This window comes from Janthinobacterium sp. GW822-FHT07H10 (assembly GCF_058798675.1).
Map to the genome: position 1 here is coordinate 69,717 of NZ_JBXAKS010000011.1, position 17,583 is coordinate 87,299.

13 protein-coding genes are annotated in these 17,583 nt (G+C 63.7%); 5 read left to right on the forward strand and 8 right to left on the reverse strand.

Translation table 11 applies throughout. From position 1 onward, the window contains the following. Positions 1-8 precede the first annotated feature (8 nt). The 7 genes from malF to AC1RDJ_RS22160 form a co-directional block, all read right to left on the reverse strand. The gene (gene malF / locus AC1RDJ_RS22130; protein WP_083411899.1) at positions 9-1,520 is read right to left on the reverse strand and encodes a maltose ABC transporter permease MalF; all 1,512 of its coding nucleotides are present in this window, start codon (positions 1,518-1,520) and stop codon (positions 9-11) included. A 141-nt stretch (positions 1,521-1,661) separates the two neighbouring features. Then, positions 1,662-2,882 (reverse strand): maltose/maltodextrin ABC transporter substrate-binding protein MalE, encoded by a 1,221-nt coding sequence (malE, locus tag AC1RDJ_RS22135; RefSeq protein WP_493028716.1) that lies wholly within the window; start codon positions 2,880-2,882, stop codon positions 1,662-1,664. Between the two features lie 101 nt (positions 2,883-2,983). Beyond that, positions 2,984-4,069, reverse strand: a complete 1,086-nt coding sequence (locus AC1RDJ_RS22140; RefSeq protein WP_071324314.1) for an ABC transporter ATP-binding protein — start codon at positions 4,067-4,069, stop codon at positions 2,984-2,986. Between the two features lie 218 nt (positions 4,070-4,287). Next, positions 4,288-5,928 carry an alpha-amylase family glycosyl hydrolase gene (locus tag AC1RDJ_RS22145; protein WP_493028717.1) on the reverse strand — a complete coding sequence of 547 codons (1,641 nt, stop codon included), beginning with the start codon at positions 5,926-5,928 and terminating at the stop codon, positions 4,288-4,290. 242 nt (positions 5,929-6,170) lie between these two features. Continuing rightward, positions 6,171-7,181 (reverse strand): substrate-binding domain-containing protein, encoded by a 1,011-nt coding sequence (locus AC1RDJ_RS22150; RefSeq protein WP_071324312.1) that lies wholly within the window; start codon positions 7,179-7,181, stop codon positions 6,171-6,173. A 444-nt stretch (positions 7,182-7,625) separates the two neighbouring features. Beyond that, complete coding sequence (locus AC1RDJ_RS22155) at positions 7,626-8,846, reverse strand: maltoporin (RefSeq protein WP_493028718.1); 1,221 nt, start codon at positions 8,844-8,846, stop codon at positions 7,626-7,628. 258 nt (positions 8,847-9,104) lie between these two features. Further along, positions 9,105-10,658, reverse strand: coding sequence for an MFS transporter (locus tag AC1RDJ_RS22160; protein WP_493028719.1), 1,554 nt, complete (start codon positions 10,656-10,658; stop codon positions 9,105-9,107). Between the two features lie 107 nt (positions 10,659-10,765). Between AC1RDJ_RS22160 and AC1RDJ_RS22165 the strand changes: the two genes are divergently transcribed. From AC1RDJ_RS22165 to AC1RDJ_RS22175, 3 genes are all read left to right on the forward strand, one after another. Beyond that, on the forward strand, positions 10,766-11,680 hold the full coding sequence (locus tag AC1RDJ_RS22165; protein WP_289888905.1) for a LysR family transcriptional regulator: 915 nt from the start codon (positions 10,766-10,768) through the stop codon (positions 11,678-11,680). A gap of 312 nt (positions 11,681-11,992) precedes the next feature. Further along, complete coding sequence (locus AC1RDJ_RS22170) at positions 11,993-13,114, forward strand: patatin-like phospholipase family protein (RefSeq protein ID WP_071324308.1); 1,122 nt, start codon at positions 11,993-11,995, stop codon at positions 13,112-13,114. 93 nt (positions 13,115-13,207) lie between these two features. Then, positions 13,208-14,851, forward strand: coding sequence for a methyl-accepting chemotaxis protein (locus AC1RDJ_RS22175; RefSeq protein WP_493028720.1), 1,644 nt, complete (start codon positions 13,208-13,210; stop codon positions 14,849-14,851). A gap of 162 nt (positions 14,852-15,013) precedes the next feature. On the opposite strand, the gene udk is transcribed toward AC1RDJ_RS22175, so the two are convergent. Beyond that, on the reverse strand, positions 15,014-16,012 hold the full coding sequence (gene udk / locus AC1RDJ_RS22180) for a uridine kinase (protein WP_493028721.1): 999 nt from the start codon (positions 16,010-16,012) through the stop codon (positions 15,014-15,016). Between udk and AC1RDJ_RS22185 the strand changes: the two genes are divergently transcribed. Together AC1RDJ_RS22185 and AC1RDJ_RS22190 are read left to right on the forward strand one after the other, a co-directional pair. Further along, positions 15,986-16,414 carry an SRPBCC family protein gene (locus AC1RDJ_RS22185; protein WP_071324305.1) on the forward strand — a complete coding sequence of 143 codons (429 nt, stop codon included), beginning with the start codon at positions 15,986-15,988 and terminating at the stop codon, positions 16,412-16,414. The two genes, udk and AC1RDJ_RS22185, sit on opposite strands and share 27 nt — an antisense overlap. 238 nt (positions 16,415-16,652) lie before the next feature. Further along, positions 16,653-17,555, forward strand: coding sequence for a creatininase family protein (locus AC1RDJ_RS22190; RefSeq protein WP_493028722.1), 903 nt, complete (start codon positions 16,653-16,655; stop codon positions 17,553-17,555). Positions 17,556-17,583: the final 28 nt, after the last annotated feature.

The following is a 17,583-nucleotide window of genomic DNA, read 5'->3' on the forward strand; positions in this document are numbered from 1 at the left end:
TCTGTCCTTTATGCTTTGTTCATGCGCGTCAGGCGCATGTTGACCAGCGAAATCGCGGCCACGAGGAAGAAGATCAGGGTCGAGATGGCGGCGGCCAGGCCGAAGTTCTGGCCCGAATCCTCGAACGCGATGCGGTAGGTATACGACACCAGCAAGTCCGTCGTGCCGGCCGGCAGGGTCGTGTCGAGGAAATCGGGACGTCCGCCCGTCAGCAAGCTGATCAGCACGAAGTTGTTGAAATTGAAGCCCAGGCTGGCCACCATCAGCGGCGTCAGCGGCTTGATGATCAGCGGCAGGGTGATCTTGAAGAAATTCGTCAGCGGTCCCGCGCCGGCCAGGGCCGAGGCTTCGTACAGGTCCGACGGAATCGCCTTGATCAGGCCCATGCACACCACCATCATGTAGGGGTAGCCGAGCCAGGTATTGACGATCAGGATCATCGCCTTGGCCAGCGTGGTGTCCGAGAACCAGGCGGGCTTGATGCCGAACAGGGCGTCGAGCACGAGGTTGATTTCGCCAAAGTTGTTGTTGAACAAGCCCTTGAAGACGAGGATGGAAATGAAGCCGGGCACGGCGTACGGCAGGAACAGCAGGGTGCGGTACAGGCCGCGGAAGCGCAGCGCATCCCAGTTCAGCAGGACGGCCAAGACCATGCCCAGACCCGTCGTGGTGGCCACGCTGATCAGGGCGAAGACGATGGTCCAGACGAAAATGCGCAGGAAGGGACCGCGGAAGGCTTCATCGGAGAAGATTTTCACGAAATTGGCGAAACCGACGTTGACCTTGAAACCCGGCTCCAGTTTCGTGCCGTCCGGCATTTCGTAGAACCCTGTCTTGAAGTTCGGCTTGACCAGTTCGCCCGTGGCGATCTTCTTCAGGGTCTTGTCCGGCAATTGCTTGTAGACGTGCGCGACGGGGCCGAATTCGCGCAAGCCCACCATGCGCAGCTCTATCCTGTTCGGCATGACCAGGGTCAGCAGCTTCAAGTCCTTTTGCAGGGCGATGATGTCCTTGATGGGCAGCGGCGCAGCCAGCACGGGCGCCTGCACGGGATCGAGCGGCGCCACTTCCACTTTCAGGGGCACGGCGCTCTTCAGGGCCAGCGGCGGTGTCAAGAGCACTTCGCCCGTGTCCGGGCTTTCCAGGCGCAGCCGGTATTCCTTGTCTTCGCGATGCACGGTCAGCGCATAGCCGGTGCTTTCCACGCGCTGCGTCTCGTCGAGCAGGTATTGCGTGGCCCGTTCATAGGTAAGCAGGTTGCGCGAGCTGAAATTGGTAAAGCCGATCGACACCGTGTACACGAGCGGCAGCAGCACGAAGACGATCACCGCCGTGATGCCGGGAAACAGGTAGCGGTAGGCGTAGGCGCGCGGCGACGTGAAGACGAACGTCGTCAGGGTCAGCAAGCCGAGGAAGACGGCGGCCAGCATGGTCTGGCCGGAGATGTACAACATGAAGAGCAGATACAGACCCAGCGCCATGCTGATGGTCAATACCGTAGGGCCGATAAACTTGCGCACGATGGGATACCTGTGAAGATGGAGTGATACGAGATGGCGTAGGTCGGATTGGCGGCTATGCTGCGTAATCCGACAACATTGTTGGCTGCTGGTGTCGGATTACGGCCCTTCGGGCCTAATCCGACCTACGCCTTGACCTGCTTAATTGGCGGTCGTGATCCGCTTCGCCGCCGCGTCCAGGCCTTCCTTGGTGCTCTGGCGGCCCTGCGTGATGTTTTCCAGCGCCGATTGCATCGATGACCAGAAGCGGCCCATTTCCGGGTTGTTCGGCATCGGGCGGCCCGCCTGCGCGCTTTCCATCGTGGCCTGGATGTTCGGGTTCGATTTCAACTCCGCGAACAGCACCTTGTTCGCTGGCGTGCCCAGCGGGACGTCGGCATTGATGGTTTTCAGGCCATTGATCTGCAGCATCTGGTTTTCCAGGAATTCCGTCGCCAGGTCCTTGTTCGGGCTGGCTTTCGAAATCATCGCGCCCAGCACGCCGACGAACGGCGTGGCCGTCTTGCCTGCCACGGTAGGAATCGTTGCCACGCCGAAGTTGATCTTCGACTTGCGCGCATTGTCCCACGACCATGGACCGTTGATCATCATGGCGATCTTGCCCTGGTTGAAGCCGGCTTCCATCTCGGCGTAGCCGGCGCCCTTCGGCATGGCGCCGCTGTTGATCAGGGCCATCAGCGCATTCACGCCCGCCTGCGAACCGGCGTTGTTGACGCCCGTCTTGGCCGCATCGTAGCGGCCGTCGCCCTTGACTTCAAACGGGAAGCCGCCGCCCGCGCCCAGCAGCGGCCACGTGAAATAGGTGTTGGTGTAGTCCCACAGGATGGCTTTCTTGCCCTGACCCGTCAGTTTCTTGTCCAGCGCGGCGATTTCCTCGAAGGTTTTCGGCGGATTCGGCACCAGGTCCTTGTTGTAGACGAGGGCGACGGCCTCGATCGACATCGGGTAGCCCCAGGTCTTGCCGCCGACCGTAAACGCGTTCCACGCCAGCGGCAGGATGGCGGCGCGCGCTTCCTTGCTTGGCGTCAATGGCTGCAGCAGGCCGGCGTCGATCCAGGTGCCGATGCGGTCATGCGGCCAGATCCAGATGTCCGGACCCTTGCCGGCGGCGGCCGCCTGCTGGAATTTGTTCGGCGCATCTTCCGGGTGCTCGACGACGACCTTGACGCCCGTCTTCTTGGTGAATTCCTCGCCAACCTTGGCCAGGCCCTTGTAGCCCTTGTCGCCATTGATCCAGATCAGGAGGGTGCCCGCTTCGGCCGCATTGGCCATGCCGACGGTGGCCAGGTTGCCGATGCCGGCCAGGGCGGCGGCGATCAGGGTGGTTTTGATAAAGCTGCGTTTCGGGTGTGTGATGGACATGTCGATCTCCAGTTGTATTTTTATGAGGTGTGTATCAAGGCTGAACCCATGTAACCAGGCCAGGCGGCGCCTGTAGCGCCTGGCCCGCAAAATTCAAGGCGTCAGGTACGGGTCTGGCCGTGCTCGTCGAACACGTGGACGCGGGCCGGGGCCACTTGCAGCGCCACCTGCTGGCCGATGGCCCAGTCCGTTTCCGCGTCGGCGCGCACCACCAGCGGCTCGTCGCCGCCAGGCACCTGCACATACAGGTAGCTGATGTCACCCAGTTTTTCCACCGCCTGCACGCTGGCCGTGATGGCGGACGCGGCGCCGGGCGCGCACGCCTGCACGTGTTCGGGCCGCGCGCCGATGGTGACGGGCGTGCCGCTGGCCAATGGCTGCCTGAGCGCCGCCTGCAGCATGCCGCCGGCCGTCGTGGCGATCATGGCCACGCCGTCCGCATAGCTGTGGATCTTGCCTTTGAGGAAATTCATGCGCGGCGAACCGAGGAAGCCGGCCACGAACAGGTTGGCGGGGTGGTGGTACAGCTCGAGCGGTGCGCCCACCTGTTCGATACGGCCCGCGTTGAGCACGACGATGCGGTCGGCCAGGGTCATCGCCTCGACCTGGTCATGCGTGACGTAGATCATGGTCGAGCGCAATTCGCGGTGCAGGTTCGCCAGTTCGATGCGCATCTGCACGCGCAGCGAGGCGTCGAGGTTGGACAGCGGTTCGTCGAACAGGAAGACGTCGGGCTTGCGCACGATGGCGCGGCCGATGGCCACGCGCTGGCGCTGGCCGCCCGACAAATCCTTGGGCTTGCGTTCCAGCAAAGGCTCGATGCGCAGGATCTGCGCGGCGCGCTGCACGGCGTCGGCGATCTGCACCTTGTTCATGCCGGCCAGCTTCAGGCCGAAGGCCATGTTTTGCGCCACGCTCATGTGCGGGTACAGCGCATAGCTCTGGAATACCATGGCGATGCCGCGCTTGGCAGGGGGGACGTCGTTCATGCGGGTCTTGCCGATGAATAAATCGCCGCCGCTGATTTCCTCGAGGCCACAGATACTGCGCAGCAAGGTGGACTTGCCGCAACCCGATGGGCCCACGAAGACCATGAATTCGCCGTCGGCGATCTCCAGGTCGATGCCGTGCAGGGTTTGCACGTCGCCATACGCTTTCTTCAGTCCTGCCAATTTCAGTCCAGCCATGTCGTCCTCATTCTCACTGAATGTGCCTGGCCCAATCTATTGCGCGTCGACATCTGCGGCTGGCGATGCTCGCTGTGCATTCGCACAGCTGCGCTTCTCAGCCACAACTTTCATCCGCCCGCGACGATCTTGCCAAGCACTGATACTCTGTTGTTCGTCCCCGCTGATGCGCGGGGCTCGTTATTGTAATTGGCGGCATGGCCGCCAAAGCCTGCGATTTACGCCAGCGTGCCGAACCAGCCGCCATGCGCGGGCAGGGTGATCTCGCTGCCTTGTTTGTTGCCTGGCAAGCCGTGGCCCGCCAGGCCGGCCGCTTGCGCGGCATCTGGCCAGGTGAACGTGACGGCGTCCGTGCCCAGGTTGAAGGCGGCCAGCACGGATGGGTGACCTGCCAGGTCGCGGCGGAAAGCCAGCACGGGTTCCGGCGCGTCGAAGAAGGCGATCTCGCCGCGCAGCAATTGCGGCTGCGTGCGGCGCCAGGCGAGGATGGCTTGCGCGAAACGCAGCGGCGAGGCGGCGTCGCGTTCTTCCACGTCGACGGCGCGCTGCAGGTGCTCGGGCGGCACGGGCAGCCAGGGTTTCGCTTCGCTGAAGCCGCCGTGCGGCGCATCGGCTACCCATGGCATCGGCGTGCGGCAGCCATCGCGGCCCTTGAACTGGGGCCAGAATGGGATGCCGTACGGGTCTTGCAGGGCTTCGAAGGGCAGGTCCGCTTCCGTCAGGGCCAGCTCGTCGCCCTGGTACAGGCACGGCGTGCCTTTCAGCGCGGCCTGCACGGCCAGCACCACCTTGGCCAAGGATGGCGACGGCTGCTCGCCGCCCCAGCGCGTCATGACGCGCACGCTGTCGTGGTTGCCCACGGACCAGGATGCCCAGCCGTCGGCCACTTTCGCCTCGAACTCTTCGACCTGCGTGCGGATATGCGCGGCCGAAAACTCCGCCGTCAGCAAGTTGAAGCTGTAGGCCATGTGCAGCTTGTCGCCGCCCGTGGTGTAGGCGGCCATGGTCGCCAGCGCATTGTCGTCGCCGACTTCGCCGATGGAAATGGCTTGATATTCGTCCAGTATGGCGCGCACGCGCTGCAGGTAGGCGATGTTTTCCGGCTGCGTCTTGTCGTACACATGCGACTGCATGCCGTACGGGTTGATGGCCGATACGCTGCTGGCGTCGCGCTGCGCGGCGGGCGGATTATTGCGCAACTGCTGGTCGTGATAGGGGAAGTTGCAGGAGTCGAAGCGGAAACCGTCGACGCCGCGCTCCAGCCAGAAACGCAGGTTGTCCAGCTGCGCCTGCTGCACGGCCGGGTTGTGGAAGTTCAGGTCGGGCTGGCTGGCGAGGAAATCGTGCAGATAGTACTGGCCGCGGCGCGGCTCCCATTGCCAGGCCGAGCCGCCAAACACGGACAGCCAGTTGTTGGGCACCGTGCCATCGGGTTTCTGGTCGGCCCACACATACCAGTCGGCTTTCGGGTTGTCGCGGCTGGAGCGGCTTTCCACGAACCACGGGTGGTTGTCGGACGAGTGCGACAGCACCTGGTCGATCATCACTTTCAGGCCCAGTTCATGGGCGCGCGCCACCAGGCGGTCGAAATCGGCCAGGGTGCCAAACATGGGATCGACGTCGCAGAAATCGGCCACGTCGTAGCCGAAGTCTTTCATCGGCGACGTGAAGAAGGGCGAGATCCAGACAATGTCGGCGCCCAGGGCGGCGATGTAGTCGAGTTTCGAGGTGATGCCAGGCAAGTCGCCGATGCCGTCGCCATTGCTGTCGAGGAAGCTGCGTGGATAGACCTGGTAGATGACGGCGCTGCGCCACCAGTCGGCTGGCAGGTGGGCGAGGTTGTTCTGGATGGTAGGCATGAATGATTTCTTAAAAGTGCCTGTAGCGTCAGCTATCAGGGCGCGCGCTGCTGGTTGGTCGGTGATCGTCTTATTTTAGAATTCAAAGCGCTTTGGGTGTGAAATGAGTATAGTCCAAAGCGCTTTGAAAAGTAAAGCGATACACGATACAGACATGCGATTTTTTTATGGGGGTAATTCAGGAAGCGATGGCGGCGCCGCCGGCCAGGCGGCCGGCGGTGTGGGGGAGGGGCGGAAAACGCCTAGTTCGGCACGGGCCCGGCCGACTCGCCCGGCAGCAGTTCGCACGGCCACAGTTCCTGCAGCTCGGTGGCGGGCGTGCCGTCCATCAGGGCCAGCAGCATGTGGATCATTTTCGCGCCGGCGCCGCGCGGGTCGGGCTGGACGACGGTGGTGACGTTGTGGCCGGCCAGCGAATCCTCCATCACGCCCCAGACGATCAGCGACATGTCGCGGCCGATGGCGATGCCCGCGTCGAGCAGCGCGCGCACGGCGCCCACACCCGACATGTGGTTATCGACGATGACGGCGGTAGGGCGGGGCGAGCGCGCCAGCAGGCGCTGCATGGCCTGGTAGCCGGCGCGGCGGTCGTGCGCGTTGTCGACCAGGTTGTCGGGATCGACGGCCAGGCCGCCCGCCTGCATCGCTGCCTGGAAACTGTCGACGCGCTGGCGCACGAAGTTCAGGTCCGGCGTGGCGCTGATCAGGCCGATGCGCTGGTGGCCCAGCGACGCCAGGCGCTCGACGGCCAGGCGCATGCCGGCTTCATTGTCGTAGTCGAACCAGGCGTGCGGCTGGTTCAGCTGCGTGCGGCCATGGGCGACGAAGGGCATGCCCTGCTGCGCCAGGTAGGCGATGCGCTCGTCGAACGGTTTTGTCCGTCCGACCACCAGGCCGTCGATGCGGCGCCCCTTGACCATGCGTTCATAGGTGTGGAATTCGTTGTTGGCCGACGCCGGCGCGATCATCATGTCCATCTGCTGCGCTTCCAGCGCTTCCGACATGCCGCCCACGATCTCGATGAACATGGGGTCGGCCAGGTCGTTCGGCATCAGCGGGTAGATGATGCCGACGATGTTGGTGCGTCCCACGGCCAGGCTGCGGGCCATGGGGTTGGGGCGGTAGCCGGCCGCCTGCGCGGCGGCCAGCACCCGTTCGCGCGTGCGTTCGCTCACTTCCGGATAGCCATTCAAGGCGCGGCTGACGGTGGTTTCGGAAATTCCTAGCGTTTTGGCGAGATTTTTGAGGTTCATGGATGCTGCAGTCGGGGTCTATCCTGGGTGAGTCTTGCCGCTGCCGGCATCCTGCCGGTGGGCGGAGGCGGTGCGGTGCGATGACGGGTAGTTTATCTGATAAATGCCGGAATGATCAGGGTCGTGACAGCCGGCGGCGGCGCCCAAAAAAATACGCGGGCAAACCCAGGGGCGCCCGCGCTAAAAGAGGATACTGCTGAATCACTACATTGAAGCTGCCGGCCATCGCGTGCAGCGGCGCGCTGGTGCATCCGGTTACTGCCTGCCCCTTTGAAAGCGGGCGGTGTTGCTGCCACTGGCAGGTGCCCGCAGGCGCCAGCCTGTGCTTGATGCCTCTGAACAAAGAGCTTCTGACAAAACGTTCAGGGCCAGGCGCAAGGGGGCAGACAGTACGCTAGTACGGCAAACCCTTGCAACGCCGCCATGGACGTTTTTCAGATGCTCTTACCACCAGCTTTCGACCTGGACGCCGACCGTGCTGCCATTGGTCTTGCCGCCAAACACGCCCGTCGACGACAGCGCCGTTTCCGCCGCGGCCGCGGACTGGGCCGCCTTGTTCCATTTGGCGTAGGTGTAGAAGGCGCGCAGTACGGGGCGCGACCAGAAGCTGTTGCCGGCCGACAGTTGCGGCGCGATGGTCAGCTTGGTCAGGTTGCGCGTCTTGTCGCCTTCCGGCTTGACGATGTCGTGGCCCAGTTCCACGGCCAGGCTGTAGTTGTCCGTGAAGTGGTAGACGGGACGCGCGCCGATCGACGTCCATTTGCTGCTGACGCCCGCCGTTTCCTTGTCTTCATAGACAAACGTCGCCATGCCCGACCAGGCGCCTTTCGGCTGGATCATCAGCTGTTCCGTCAGGCGCACGACCTTGTCATCCTTGCCGGCGCCCAGGCTGAAGCCGCCCGTGTTGGCGCCGCTGCCCTTGCCGAACTGCAATGCCACCTTGTTGTAGCCGCCCAGCAGATTGCCTTGCGTATGCATGATGGTCAGCAAATGGCCGCTGGCAATCGGCGCGGCGCCGTCCGCGTTGCGTTTCTGGTTGTATTGCACGCCCAGCGTCAGTTCGCCATCGGGGTTGACCTTGATGCCGGAGAAGCGCAGGTCGTGGGACAGGCCCATGCGCTTGCTGTCGCCGTCATCGGCCGTGCGCACGACGGCGTAGGCCAGCTTGGCCATGCCCAGGTCGATGTTTTCCAGGCCGGCGCCCGGACCGCTGTTGTTCCAGAAGTAGTAATCGGTGATGTGCACGTCCTGGCGGTCGTAATAGCGCTTGCCGACCCAGGCGCGCGCCTCGGCGAAGGCGCCCGTGCCGATCTTGTCGGCCACCACGTTCATTTCGCGCCAGGCCGGGTCCGCTTGTTCCCAGTCCTGGTTCTGGTTGACGGAAAACGCCACCAGGGTATTGATGCGGAAGGTGGTGCCGTTGGCCGCCTTGAAAGCTTCGCCGCCGAATTTCAGCTCGCCGTAGGTTTCGCACTCATTGCCCAGGCGATACTTGGACGAGGCGCCGGCCAGGCCGAAACAGGCTTCCTTGCCGCCTTCGCTGCTGGTGCCGAAGCCCGAGCGGATGTAGCCGCCGAAGTCGATCGGCAGGGCGGCCTGCGCGGCCGACGCGCTCAAGGTCATGACGACTGCGGCGGGCAAAGCCTTCAAGAAAAATTTGTTCATCGTGTCTCCAGTGTTTTTATAGGTTTATGACTGCAGGATCGGTGCGCAGTAATTCGCACAACCAAAGCGCTTTAATTCTGTTTCAAAGCGCTTTGAGTATAGTTCAAAGCGCTTTTATAAGTAAACTCGTTTTATCCTTGAAATCCTCGGCATGCCTTTGAAACCTGCTTGGTGTTGCGGGGAAGCATCAGGGAGGGGGGGGCGGCGCGTTGGCGCCGCCGGGTCTTGCGGGAGGGGAGTCGTGCCGGGCGACGGCGCCTAGTTGGGCACTTTGCAGGCGGGCGCGGCGGCCGTGCTGGCCGCCGCATCGGCCGGATGGCGCAGGAAAGCCAGGATCAGCAGGGCCGAGGCTGTCGTAATGCTTGCCAGCACATACAGCAGGTGGCGGAATGCGGTGCCGTACGCCTGCGCCAGGTCGGCGGCGCCCGCTTGCGGCAACAACTGGCCCGCATGGCGCAGTTCGCCCAGCGCCAGGAACGGCGCCGCCAATGCCGCCTGGTGAGGGACGATGCCGGGCACAGTGGCCAGCGCGGCCGCCGTCAGCGTGCCCAGCAGGGCGCTGACGATGGCCAGCGCCAGGCCTTCGCCGGCCACGCGCGTCGTATTGAAGATGCCGGCCGCCATGCCGGCCCGTTCCACGGGCACGACGCTGATGGCCAGGCCATCCATCAAGCCCCAGGGCAGGCTGATGCCGCAGCCGATCAGCAGCAGCGGTCCCAGCAGGGTGGCGGGCGCCTGGCCCGGCGCGCAGGCGGATAGCCACAGCAGGCCGCCCGCCGCCAGCAGCAGGCCGCTGGCGCAAATGTGCGCGGGGGCAATGCGCTGCGCCGCCATGCCGGCCAGGACAGGCAGCACCAGCATGGGCGCCGACAGGGCGATCATCATGCGTCCCGCGTCAAAGGCGCTGTAGCCTTCGATGCCGATGAAGCGGGCCGGCAGCAGCACCAGCAGCACGACGAAGGAAAAAGCGGGCGCGGCGGCCAGCAATTGCACGCCGGCAAAGGCGGGCAGGCGGAACAGCGACAGGTCGAGCATGGGGCGCGCGGCGCGCCGCTCGACGCGGATGAAGGCGGCCAGCAGCACGGCCGCGCCGCCGAGCAAGCCCAGGCTGGCGGCGCTGCCCCAGCCGCTATCGGGCGCCTGCAGCAAGCCATAGGTAAACAGCGACAGCGCGCCCGTAAACGTCAGCGCGCCGGGCCAGTCCACGCCCTGCGCCTGCGGGTCGCGCGACTCGCGCATGGCGCGCGCGGCGGCCAGCAGGGCGATCATGCCCGCTCCCGCCGCCACGAGGAAGATGGCGCGCCAGCCCGTGCGGGCGATGAGCACGCCCGCGAGGAAGGGGCCGAAGGCGAGGCCCACGCCGAAGGCCGTGCCGATCAGGCTGAAGGCGCGCGCGCGGGCCGGGCCGTCGAATTCCTGCGCCAGCGCCGCCAGGCCGCTGGACAAGGCCATGGCGCAGCCCAGCCCCTGCGCGGCACGCAGCAGGTCCAGCAGCAGGATGCCGGGCGCAGCCGCCAGCGCCAGCGCGGCGGCGGAAAACACGCTCATGCCCAGCACAAACACGCGCTTGCGGCCGTAGCGGTCGGCCAGCGCGCCGGCCACCATCAGGCAGCCGCCAAAGCTGAGCATGAAGGCATTCGTGATCCACGCCAGCGCCAGGGGGCTGGCGTGCAGCTCGCCGGCGATGGCGGGAATGGCGATGGCCGGTCCCGTAAAACTGAGCGGCATGCATAGCGCGGCCAGGCAGACGGCGGCCAGCACGAGAGCGCGCCGGCGCGGGGAAGCCGCTTCGGCAAGGTGATTCGTATCCATGGGAGTGATTCCAGAAAGAGGGAATCTGATGATAATATGGACGCAATCAATGAAAAAGTGGCTGAAAATCCACTCATAACGGACAAAAAATCCTGAATAGGGGCGGAATGGATAATCTGAACGGCATTGCCGCCTTCGTGCGCGCGGCCGAAACCAGCAGTTACGTGGCTGCGGGCAGGCTGCTCGGCGTGTCGGCCTCGGCCGTGGGCAAGAGCGTGGCGCGGCTCGAGGAAAAGCTGGGCGTGCGACTGCTCAACCGCAGCACGCGGCGCATCAGCCTGAGCAACGAAGGCGCGCTGTTCTATGAGCGCTGCCAGCGCATCCTGGCCGATCTCGGTGATGCCGAAGCGGAACTGTCGCACCTGGCCGAGGCCCCGCGCGGCAAGCTCAAGGTCAGCCTGCCCGTGATCGGTTACCGCATCATCCTGCCCCTGCTGGCCGAGTTTACGCGGCTGTATCCGGAAATAGAACTCGACCTCGACTTCAATGACCGCCTGGTCGACGTGGTGGCCGAAGGCGTCGACGTGGCCGTGCGCAGCGGCACGCTCACCGATTCGCGGCTGATGGCGCGCGAACTGGGGCCCTTCGCCTTCGCCATCGTCGGCGCGCCCGCGTATTTCGCCCGCCACGGCGTGCCGGCCACGCCGCGCGCGCTGGAAGACCATGCCTGCGTGCGCTATAAATTTCCCACCACGGGCAAATTGCAGGAGTGGGCCGTGCAGCGCGCCGACGGCGACAGCGGCGGCGAACTGCGCCTGCCGACCGCCTTGACCTGCAATAATATCGAAGCGCTGATCGGCGCCGCCACGCAGGGCGTGGGCCTGGCCTACCTGCCGGATTTCATCGTGCGCGACGCCGTCGCGCGGGGCGAGCTGCAAGCCGTGCTATCGGAGTACCTGCTGCACTCCAGCAAGTTCTGGGTGCTGTGGCCATCGAGCCGCCACCTGTCGCCGAAAATCCGCGTGTTTGTTGACCATCTGTGTACCCACCTGCATTTTTCCGCACCCCCTCCCGTACGCTGACGGGCTCGGCAGCCGCCGTGGCGGCCGGTTGAGGAATATTCCTACTCAAAAGAGATTTTTCCTAACGTTGCAGAATTTTTATTTGCTGCGACGCACCACGCTATGCCGCGCGGCATCAGCTTATGCCCTTCCTGAATACCGGTTATGCGTTATCTAAATTGCCATGTGGAATTTATTTATGTTAATTTCATATCTGTTTCTGCAACATTGCATGTGTTCGATGGTTGCGGGAACATGGACATGAATAGGCGTAATAAGCGTGTAGTAACCAACAATTAGGGGCGCGAGCCCTGTTCCGCTCAGGGAGTGTGCATGAAGACAGTAACGACGACGCCGCCAAATCCGGCGCCAGCCGCCACGCAAAAACCGGCCCGCAAGACGGGCTTGCTGCTCGGTGGCGGCGCACCAAATTCAACCCTGATCGCGGGCGCGCTGGCCGCGTTTCTCGACGAAGGCATCGAATTCGACGTCATCTCCGCCTCCGGCGCCGGTGTGTTGATGGGCTTGCTCTACACGACGCCGCACGACGCGACGCCGCGCCAGGCGCTGCAGAGCTGGGCCGACACGGGCGTGGCCGACAGCATCTACAAGATGATCCCGATCAACTACAAGGTGTTCCAGAAGCCGGGCATGCACGCGAGCACTTTCCGTGACGCCTTTCAGGCGCCGGCCAACAATCCATTTTTTCAGGCGTTCAAGCAAACGTTTGCGGGCGTGCCGACCGCGTGGTCGGACTGGGGCAAGCTGATGGTGTCGTCGCTGTCGCCGTCCGACCTGTCGGCGAAGAGCCTGGGCCTGTGCGCGCACCTGCCGTTCCTGGAAAAAGCCGTGGATTTCTCGGGCGTGGCCCAGATGCGCCCCGATTTCTACATCAATGCCTACAACCTCAGCGCGCACCGCATGCAAATCTGGGGCAAGCACGAGATCGAGCCTATCCACGTGCGCGCGGCGCTGTCGTTTCCCTTCCTGTATGCGCCGACGACCATCGCGGGCGACGACTACATCGAGGGCGCGGCCCTCGATACGCTCAATTTCGACCCGTTTATCGAAGGCAAGGGCGAACATGCTGACGCCGACACCCTGGTGATCCTCGACATCCTCGGCGACGAGCGCCTGCTGCGCAAGCCCCGCAACCTGTACGACGCCTGGGTGCGCTCCATTATCACGCCGCTGGTGAAGATTTCCAAGAGCGAACTGCGCTTGTTCGAACTCGAGCACAACACGGATGCGCGCACGGGCCAGCCCAAGCGGCGCCTGCTGAAACTCGATTTGATGGACGGCATACCCGAGCAGCACTGGCCCGACACGCTGGACTGGTCCAGTTCGAACATGCAATTGCTGTTCGACGTGGGCCACAAGGCGGGCCTGGCGTTTTGCCGCCAGCATGGCGACTTGCTGCGCCGTACGCCAGACGCCGCGCCGCTGGCGGCGTAAGACCGGTTCCACCCGATTTTTCCCGGCCACCTGATCGGCAGCTTTCCTGTCCCGCCTGGCGCCGCCAGGTTGCCTTTTTACTGTGAAGCCATTATGAATATTACCAAGCAATTAATCCTGACCCTCGCCATCGCCTTGCTGGCCCTGCTGGTGCTGGGCGCCGGCGGCGCCATGCAGCTGCAGCGCGCCCAGGAACGTTTCGATACCGTGCAAAACCGCATCATTCCCAGCATCCAGGGCTTGAATGCCGCCAAGGGGTTCCTGGCCGATTCGCGCCTGGCCGGCTACCGCCTGTCCGTATTTTCGAACCTGGCCGACAAGACGGCGCTGGACAAGGCCGTGGCCGACGCCAACAGCAATTTCGACAAGGTCATCGCCACTTACCGCGCCGAGCGCCTGTACGACGCGACGGACAGCAAGATGCTCGACGCCGACCAGGCCGCCATGGAAGCGTACCGCCGCGCGCTGGCGCCATTCTTTGCCGCCGCCTACGCGGGCGACATGGATGGCGTGCGCGCCACCTTGCTCGCCGGCACGCCACTGGCCATCACGGCTGCCGTCGCCAAGAAAAGCATGGATGACCATATCGCCTACAACAACAAGCTGGTCGACGACGTGAAGGCCGAAAGCCTGGCCGCCTACGACACGGCCTTCAACACCATGCTGGCCGTGCTGGGCGTGGCCGTGCTGCTGACCGGCGCGCTGGCCTGGCATATCTACCGCACCATCAGCGGCGGCCTGGGCAATATCGAACATACCCTGGAGCGCGTCAGCGCCTCGCTGGACCTGTCCGCCGCCATGCCCGTCGAGCGCATGGATGAGGTGGGCCGCACGGCCACCGCGTTCAATAAATTCCTCGAGCGCATCGTCGGCGTGATCGCCACCGTGCGCACCTCGGCCGATACGGTCAGCGTGGCGGCCGCGCAGATTTCCGCCGGCAACGCGGACTTGTCCGTGCGCACCGAGCAGCAGGCATCGTCCCTGGAAGAAACGGCATCGAGCCTGGAAGAGCTGACGTCGGCCGTGCGCCAGAATACGGACAATGCGCGCCAGGCCAACTCGCTGGCCGTGTCCGCCTCGGACGTGGCGCGCAAGGGTGGCGCCGTGGTGGCGCAAGTGGTGGGCACGATGGGCTCGATCAACGAATCGGCGAAGAAGATCGCCGACATTATCGGCGTGATCGACGGCATTGCCTTCCAAACCAATATTTTGGCGTTGAATGCGGCAGTGGAAGCGGCCCGTGCGGGGGAGCAGGGCCGTGGCTTCGCCGTGGTGGCTACCGAGGTGCGCAATCTGGCCCAGCGTTCGGCGGCGGCGGCCAAGGAAATCAAGGGCTTGATCGAGGATTCGGTCGAGAAAGTCAATACGGGCAGCGTGCTGGTCGACCAGGCCGGCGCCACGATGGAAGAAATCGTCGCCAGCATCCGCCGCGTGACGGACATCATGGGCGACATCGCCAATGCCAGCCATGAGCAGAGCGCCGGCATCGAGCAGGTGAACCAGGCCATTTCCCAGATGGATCAAGTTACCCAGCAAAACGCGGCCCTGGTGGAGGAGGCGGCCGCGGCCGCATCTTCGCTGCAAGAGCGCGCCGTCGAACTGGTCGACGTGGTGGCCGTGTTCCGCCTGCGCGGCGATGCTCAAGTGAAATCATTGAAAGTGGCGGGCGGCTTGCCGGCCCCGGCGGCGGCCGCCAGCCGGCGGCTGGCGTTGCCCGGCCGCAGCGCCCGGGCTTAAACATGGCAAAAACCCCGGCATGCCGGGGTTTTTCTTTTGCCGTGGTGCTGTCAAATGTGGGCGCGTTGCCCGCGTTGCCTTCAGTGAGTCTTCAGGCAAATGCCCAAGTCCGGCGCCGGATAGCGGGCAGCCGGGCATGCGGCAGGCATCTGTTGAATGAGGTCAGGAGCGCTTCAACTGGCCGATAACGCTGGCCACCTTGGCGGTAATCATGTCGACCGCAGGGCCATTGGCGCCATGCGGCAAGATGACATCGGCATTGCGCTTGGTTGGCTCGATGAATTGCTTGTGCATCGGGCGGACTGTTTCCAGATATTGCTCGATGACGCTTTCCACCGAGCGGCCGCGTTCGGTAATGTCCCTTTGCATGCGGCGGATGAAGCGGACGTCGGAGGCGGTGTCGACAAAGATCTTCAGCGACATCATGTCGCGCAAGTCCTCGTCATACAAGGCAAACAGGCCTTCGATCACGATTACGGGGGCGGGCTTGACGGGAATGGTCCTGCTGGAGCGGTTGTGCAGCGTGAAGTCGTACTCCGGCATCTCGATCGCTTCGCCGTTGCGCAAGGCCTGGATGTGCTGCACCAGCAATGGCCACTCGAAGGCCTGCGGATGATCGTAATTCTGCTGGCGGCGAACTTCCGGGCTGAGATGGGTCTGGTCGCAATAGTAGTCGTCCTGCATCACGACCGAGACCATGTCGGCGCCAAACGACGCGAGTACCTGCTGGGAGACTGTAGATTTGCCACTGCCGCTTCCGCCAGCGACACCAATGATAAATGGTTGGAAAGGAATATTATTCATGCCGAATGATACCGGAAACGCGGGCGGACCGACAGGGGCCGGCTGCAGTCTTGATGCAGCCTTGTCTGCGATAAGGGTCAGCGTGGCAGCACAATGCAATTGTATTGATCTGGCAAGAAAATAACAGTGTATCCTGTAATCGCGGCACGTATTTTCTGCCGGAGCAAGGAAAAGCAGCGGCATTGCCAGGTATGCCATCGTTGGACTGATAATTGTCAGGGATCGCCTGCCGGCATGCAAGCCCTGCAGCCGGAGCCAGGCAGCCAGGCCTTGCGCGGCGCCGGCCCGGCGGCCCGTAACGTTGATTAAAATGATAGGGAGATTCCCCAATTGACGCATATTGAAGAAAGCATCCACATTGCCGTGCCATCCACGGTCATCGATCAGGTTTGGAGCGAGGTCGACCGATGGCACCTGTGGGATCCGGATACAAAGCAAGCGCGGCTCAATGGGCCATTTGCCGTCGGCACGCGTGGCCGCATCGTTCCCAGCAAGGGGATGGGCATTCCGATGGTGGTCACGGAGCGCTCCGCAGGCCGTTCGTTCACTGTCGAAGGCTACATCCCCCTGTTCCGCATACACTTCGAGCACACGGTGGCCACGGTGGATGGCGGATCGCTCGTCGCTCACCGCGTGTGGTTCACTGGAGCCCTTGCCTTTCTGTTCGGGCCAGGGGTTGCCAGGCAGGTTAGGGAAGGACTTCCCAAGACCATGCGCTCGCTGAAAGCCTACGCCGAGAAACGCGACGCCCAGTCATGACGCCTGATCTTGCATGGCTGTGCACCGCTGCATAGCCACATTTTCAGGCGCGGTTTTTTCCCTGTGGACGGGGAGCGGCACGTCATAGTTAGCTGCTCTTCGTCAATTCCTTGCAAAGCAGCGCGTCAAATTAACGTGCCGTTCCCGTCATGATGGAATACAATTCTTGCGTGGCAGCCAGCTTGCCTGGCAAGGCCGGGCACGGCGTCACGCTTTGATCCTGGAAAGATGTTGGCTTATGACTCTGCAGTTCCCTTTGCCGAATGTGTCCCTTGCGCCCCGCGCGCCATCCACGCTCCGCATTTCACGCAAGCCCCTCGTTTCCCTGTTCGCCCTGACGTTTTCGTGCTTGCTGGCCGCGACGCCGGCCATGGCGGCCGCGCCTGCCGGCGACAAGGTCATGCTGGAAGAGCTGACCAGCACGGAATTGCGCAGCCGCATCGACCATGGCGCCACCACCGTGCTGATACCGATAGGCGGCGTCGAGCAGAGCGGTCCCTACATCGCCCTGGGCAAGCACAATGTGCGCGCCGGCCTGCTGGCGCGCCAGATCGCGCAAAAGCTGGGCAATACCATCGTCGCGCCCGTCGTTTCCTACGTGCCGGAAGGAGCGATTTCCCCGCCGGCCGGCCACATGCGCCATGCCGGCACGCTGTCGATTCCGTCCGCCGCCTTCGAGGCCGTGCTGGAAGGCGCGGCGGCCAGCCTGCGCCAGCATGGTTTCCGCGACATCATTTTCCTCGGCGACCACGGCGGTTACCAGAAGAACGAGCAGAACGTGGCGAATAAGCTCAACCGTGCCTGGGGCAGGACGGCCGGCGCCAACGCGGCGCGCGCCTACGCCTTGCTCGATTACTATGACATCACGCAAACGGCCTACATTGCCGAGCTGCAAAAGCGCGGCCATAGCGGTGCCGAGATCGGCTTGCATGCGGGCCTGGCGGATGCGGCGCTGATGCTGGCGACGGATCCGTCGCTCGTGCGCAGCGAGGCCATGGCCCATGGGCCGAAGCCGGGCGTGGCCGATGGCGTGCGCGGCGATGCCACGCGTGCTACGGCAGAGCTGGGCCAGATTGGCGTCAAGCTGCAGGTGGACACCTCGGTGGCGGCCATCAGGCAACTGCTGCAACGCAATAAATAATCTTCCGCTGGAAGTGCTGAACTTCCGG